The organism is Bacteroidales bacterium (assembly GCA_018334875.1).
Taxonomy (GTDB): Bacteria; Bacteroidota; Bacteroidia; order Bacteroidales; family UBA12077; genus JAGXLC01.
The window spans coordinates 1-4,452 of the sequence record JAGXLC010000332.1; the positions used below are offsets into that span (position 1 = coordinate 1).

General features: G+C 39.9%; 3 protein-coding genes. 1 reads left to right on the forward strand and 2 read right to left on the reverse strand.

Annotated features, from left to right (window positions below):
• Positions 1 to 178 precede the first annotated feature (178 nt).
• Together KGY70_17555 and lgt are read right to left on the reverse strand one after the other, a co-directional pair.
• Positions 179 to 1,123 carry a hypothetical protein gene (locus KGY70_17555; protein ID MBS3777008.1) on the reverse strand — a complete coding sequence of 315 codons (945 nt, stop codon included), beginning with the start codon at positions 1,121 to 1,123 and terminating at the stop codon, positions 179 to 181.
• Positions 1,124 to 1,262: 139 nt separating this feature from the next.
• Positions 1,263 to 2,114: a prolipoprotein diacylglyceryl transferase gene (gene lgt / locus KGY70_17560; GenBank protein ID MBS3777009.1), complete on the reverse strand. Its 852-nt coding sequence runs from the start codon at positions 2,112 to 2,114 to the stop codon at positions 1,263 to 1,265.
• 136 nt (positions 2,115 to 2,250) lie between these two features.
• On the opposite strand from lgt, the gene KGY70_17565 reads away from it, so the two are divergent.
• Complete coding sequence (locus KGY70_17565; GenBank protein ID MBS3777010.1) at positions 2,251 to 4,098, forward strand: Ig-like domain-containing protein; 1,848 nt, start codon at positions 2,251 to 2,253, stop codon at positions 4,096 to 4,098.
• Positions 4,099 to 4,452 lie beyond the last annotated feature (354 nt).

Genomic DNA, 4,452 nt, shown 5'->3' on the forward strand with positions numbered 1-4,452 from the left:
AAGCAGGGCGCTTAATATACAGTAAAGAATTCCATTCTATTAGAATGTATTATGTTACCGAATGCCAGCCGGCAGACGTTATGTCAAAAAAGCCACGAATACACGAATAAAGTTTTCATTCGTGCATTCGTGGCATCCCAATTTAAATATTCATTCGTGCATTCGTGGCCATCATATTTTAGAAGAAGAGCCAACCCGATTCTTCCAACTGGAAACTGGTTTCTCCTATCCGGTGTTCATCGGCGAAAATGTCCACCTTATATTCGCCCGGAGTCAATTCACCCTTGCTGTCAAAATAAATACAAATATCCATTGATTCCCCTTCATAATCTATCGGTCTTCTGGCTGTATAAACCATCTGTTTTTCTTGAAATTCAAAGATATTGTCTTCGGAATTGGTCAGTATATAATCATCCGGTGGAGAGGCGATTCTCATATAAACATATCTTTCACCCTTCGGAGCCACCACATTCTCCTCTATGGTAAAACATACCTTGATTTTATCTATTTTGTTCACTTTGCTTTTTTCATTGCCTCTCTCGTTGATTGGGGAGGCCTGCAGATTTTCGGTTCTCAATATGCTTGCCTTCTGGACTTGATCCGAAAGGGTGTCTTTTGTTTTTTCCAGTTCTTGTTTGGTTTCCTCTACTTCTTGCATCTCTTCCCTGACTTTTCTGTTTTCTGCCATCAGTTTCTGGTTGGCACGATTCAGTGAATCGATCTGCCTTACATAGCTTTTTGCTATGCTCCGGAGGGTGTTGACTTCATCCTTCAGTTCCTTCATCCTTTTATAGTTGGTGGCTTTTGTAGTCTTTAATTCCGACATGAGATTATCTACCCGGTTTTGTTCAAAATCCAGCTTTTTATTAAGCGTGTCTGCGGAGGTTTTTAGCGAATCATAATCGCTCCTGATTTCTATAAGTTGTGATTGAAGCGAATCTTTTTCTGCCTGAAGTTCTGTTGTTATCTCCTGGGTGGTGATCTTTTGGTCGATATATAACCACGTCATCACCCCTGTCAGGATAATAAGGATGATCAATAATACAGAAAGACCTGAAGCCCAAAAGCCTTTTTTTGGTTTTTGTTCGTTTGGTTGATTGGTTTGATTGGTGTTTTCAGCCATCTTTTTTGTTTGTTAAAAATTTTGTGCAAAAATAGACTACAATTTATTCTTATAAAATTCCGCTTCAATGATTTTTTATGAAACGAAATGTAAATTGATCGTAGTATGATTTTAGAATAAACCCAATGATTTACAGAGTTTATGATTTTTTATAGCCCGGTGTTTTGTTTTTGGCTTCACCCGGCGGTGGGCTCAGTTTCATGGTCCGGTACAGTAAAACAACGCCAAGTATTATGAAAGGCAGGCTTAGCCATTGGCCCATATTTAAGGTCATACCTTGTTCAAACGGTACCTGTACTTCCTTGAGGAATTCAATGAAAAACCGGGCAGTAAAAATCAATATCATAAAGAGACTGAACAGAAGTCCGGGTCTGAACTTGCCTTTATTTTTAAAATACAATTGGTAAAGGACCAAAAAGATGATCAGATAAGCCAGGGCCTCGTATATCTGGGTAGGATGCTTGGGCAGAATTTCGTTATTTCTGAGGAAGATGAAACCCCACGGAAGATCCGTTTCTATACCATATATTTCGGAATTCATTAAGTTTCCCATTCTTATGAAAAATCCTGCCAGCGCCACCGCAATGGAAATTCTGTCAAGTATCCAGATGTAGGGTTTCTTTTCTTTTCTTACAAACAGATACAGGGCAATCAGTATTCCAATGGCAGCTCCATGGCTTGCCAGCCCCCCATGCCAGATGTATAGTATTTCATGGGGATTGCTTAAATAGTAATCGGGCTGATAAAAGAAAACGTGACCCAGGCGCGCTCCCAACACTGTTCCAATAACCATGTAAAGGGTGAGCCTGTCCAGTACCTCAATGGAAATGCCTTCGGTTTTAAAAATTCTCATGAAAATCAGATAACCGAATACAAACCCCGCTGCAAAGAGCAACCCGTAATAACGGATGGACAATTCCCCGAGTATGGGTACATTTTCAAGACTGATTAATTCGGGATCAACATCCCACCTTATAAAAAGCGATAACATATATTCTATCAGTTTTTAATGCAGCAAATGTAGGAAAAATAATTGGAATCTGTTGCAGATGTTTTTTAAAATATTAAATGGGGTCTTTAGCTTTTCTTCATATTCTTGTTATGTTTGTGGATCATAAAATGTTAAGATGAGAAGGAGAATCGGGGACATACTCGTCATTGCAATTGTTACAGGAATAGCAATTATTACGTTTTCCAGGTGCGCCAAACAGGTTACTCCCCAGGGGGGACCGAGGGATACCATACCGCCGGAGGTTGTGAAAAGCGAACCTCCGAATTATTCGGTCAATTTTGAAAGTGAGGAAGTGGAGATTGAATTCAATGAATTCATTCAGTTTAACGAGCTCCAGCAACAGTTCCTTAGCTCCCCGCCTTTTGAGGAGGATCCCGAAATTCAGTTGAAAGGAAAAGGTTTTCAGATTGAATTCATTGAACCCCTGAGGGATTCCACTACCTATACCTTGAATTTTGGCAACGCCATACAGGATTTCAGAGAAGGTAATCCCCTGCGGAATTTTAAATATGTTTTTTCTACCGGACCCGAACTTGACTCCATGGAGGTGCAGGGTCATGTAATCGGCGCGCTGGATTTAAAACCCAGGGAAAATATATTGGTCATGCTTTATGAGGATTTGAAGGATTCGGTTCCCTATAACCAAATTCCCGATTATGTGTCGAGGACCAATGAAGATGGCAGTTTCAACATTAGCAATATCAGGAACGATACCTTTAAAATATTTGCGCTGGGAGATGAGAACAGCAATTACCTGTATGATAATATCCAGGAAGCGATTGCTTTCCGGGATTCCTTTGTCACATTTAGTGAAGAGAAGATCGAACAACACGATACGATATACCATGAAGAATATGCCGATACACTGGAAGAATATGCCGATACCTTGGATGTGCCCGACAGCTTGCGGATCGATACCATCATTCACAGGGAATACTACGGCTATCCCTCACAGGATATTCCCCTTCGTTTGTTTAATGAGGAGGCAAAAGATCAGTATCTTAGAACTTCTCAGCGGGAAAGCCCCGGCAAGGTGGATTTTATTTTTAATAAACCCGTGGAAGATAGTATAGACGTTAAACTGTTAGACAGTATTGACCATGCCGATTGGTATTTACGGGAGACCTCCCTGCAACGGGATACGATAACCTACTGGCTAAAGGATTCTTCAATCTATAACAAAAGATACCTGGGATTTGAAGTAGGTTATCAGGGCACAGATTCCTTAAACAATGAAGTATGGATTACCGATACAATTGAAGCAGGTTATTTTTTTGAAGAAGGTGAACGGGAAGCTGTGGATACTGTAGAATTGTCATCCAATGTGGGCAATAGCTTTGATTTAAACCGGGATGTAAGGCTCCGTTTCCCTTACCCCATTCAGTCGGTGGATACAGGAAAAATAACGCTGCAACAAGAAGTTGATACGCTTTTCCAGGAAAAACAATTCAATTTTCGAAGAGATACTCAGAATTTGAATACAGCATGGCTTAGTGTCGATTGGGATGGAGAAACAAATTATAGACTTCAGGTATTGCCTCAGGCCATACAAAGCATTTACAATGCATATCACGACACGCTGGAAGTGAGTTTCAACACACAGACCGAAGATCACTATGGATCATTGATATTTGGAATTGAAGAGGCTGAATCGGATATCATACTGCAACTGCTTACCGCTTCCGGTGATTCTGAAAATGTGGTCAGAGAAAAATATGGACGGAAAGGGGAAAAAAGTACCATTCGTTTTGATTATCTGGATCCCGGCGATTATCGCCTTAGATTGATATACGATCGCAATGGTAACCAGGAATGGGATACCGGGAATTATTTGAAAAACATCCAGCCTGAAAAGGTGATCTATCATCCTGAAACATTCAATGTTCGTTCCAACTGGGAATATGAGCAGGATTGGGATGTGAATGAAACAGGAATCTTCATACGGGATATTAAGGAAGAGTAAGCCATATCCAAACAGAATCTGTTCTTCCATAAATATTGATGTGATGAAGTGTAAAAAAGGAAAACCTGCCGGAAAAATTGAATCCATCGGGAAAAAGTTTGGTAATGAACAACAAAAATTTTTCATTAAGTAAACAATGAAATCAAAGAACCCAATCCAAAAACTTGATTTCTCAATGGCATATGATGATTAATAAATCTATGTGAAATCCTATCTTTCCTATGTGCCTATGGTGCGCCACGAAGCGTGCGTAAATATAATAAACCTATGTGGATGAAAGCTCCATATCACCCAATTTGCCGTACAGGTGAAAGCAGTTGTGATAATAATGAAGGAAACAACATTATTAAAGCT

Excerpts from the sequence above, each read along its gene's own strand:
- KGY70_17555 (MBS3777008.1), bottom strand. The coding sequence starts at position 1,123 with ATGGCTGAAAACACCAATCAAACCAATCAACCAAACGAACAAAAACCA.
- KGY70_17565 (MBS3777010.1), top strand. The coding sequence starts at position 2,251 with ATGAGAAGGAGAATCGGGGACATACTCGTCATTGCAATTGTTACAGGA.
- lgt (MBS3777009.1), bottom strand. The coding sequence starts at position 2,114 with ATGTTATCGCTTTTTATAAGGTGGGATGTTGATCCCGAATTAATCAGT.